The organism is Halococcus hamelinensis 100A6, from assembly GCF_000336675.1.
Taxonomy (GTDB): domain Archaea; phylum Halobacteriota; class Halobacteria; order Halobacteriales; family Halococcaceae; genus Halococcus; species Halococcus hamelinensis.
Window position 1 is genome coordinate 1 of the sequence record NZ_AOMB01000001.1, and the last position, 852, is coordinate 852.

3 protein-coding genes are annotated in these 852 nt (G+C 68.7%); all 3 read right to left on the minus strand.

Annotation, left to right across the window (positions count from 1 at the left end; translation table 11 throughout):
- Window positions 1-318, minus strand: a 318-nt coding sequence (locus C447_RS00005) for an ATP-binding cassette domain-containing protein (RefSeq protein WP_007689549.1), incomplete at its 3' end; no start/stop codon positions are given.
- Window positions 315-530 (minus strand): DUF7511 domain-containing protein, encoded by a 216-nt coding sequence (locus tag C447_RS00010; RefSeq protein WP_029601767.1) that lies wholly within the window; start codon window positions 528-530, stop codon window positions 315-317. The genes C447_RS00005 and C447_RS00010, both read right to left, overlap by 4 nt.
- Window positions 527-852: metal ABC transporter solute-binding protein, Zn/Mn family (locus tag C447_RS00015; protein WP_007689554.1), on the minus strand; the 326-nt coding region annotated here is incomplete at its 5' end. The genes C447_RS00015 and C447_RS00010, both read right to left, overlap by 4 nt.

The following is an 852-nucleotide window of genomic DNA, read 5'->3' on the forward strand; positions in this document are numbered from 1 at the left end:
AACCGTCACCGGCATCCGCTCGGTCGCCGCCGACTGCTGGGGGACGTAGCCGATGCGCTCGCCGTCGTCGAAGGCGTGGGCGGGCTCGCCGAACAGCCGCACCGAGCCTCGGTCGGGGCGGCGGAGCCCGAGGACGAGTTCGAGGAGCGTCGTCTTTCCCGAGCCGTTCGGACCCACGAGGCCGAGAAACGTCCCGGCCTCGATATCGAGCGTCACCCCTTCGATCACGGGCCGCTCGGCGTACGCGAACGTGACGTTCTCGATGCTCGCTACGGGCTGTTCACCGTTGTCTCGGACGGGTGGATCGGCGCGAGTCATTCGGCCGCCCCGAGCTCGACGAACGAATCCCCGTTCGCCGTGATCCACTGGGACATGCGGTCGACCCCGGTCGCGTCGGTCGGGTAGATCGTGCAGCTCCGCCGCCCGTCTTCGGTGGTCTCGACGACGGCACTCAGCTCAGACCGACTGCCGGGAACCGAGGGTGGACCGGGCCGGTCGTCGCCTGGTGTCGTCCGGGCCAGCCCCATCATTGTGCGTCGAGTGCCTTCACCAGTGTCGGCAGGTTGACCTGCTCCATGATGTCGACGTAGCCCCAGCCCCTGTCGACCCACTCTTGGGTCTGCCCCGGGATCGCGGTGAGCGGGAGGACCTCCTTCGCGTCGGTCTCGGCGACGAGCTGGTTCGCCGCCTTCTGGGATTCGAGGGGGTCCGCGAGGACGTATTCGAGGTCGTGTTCGCCGACGATCTCCTGGGCGCGTTCGATGTCCCGCGGCGTCGGCTGGTCGTCCGGGGAGAGCTCGGTCAGCGTCTCCGCCTCGAAACCGTACCGCTCGGCGAGGTACTGGTAGGCGT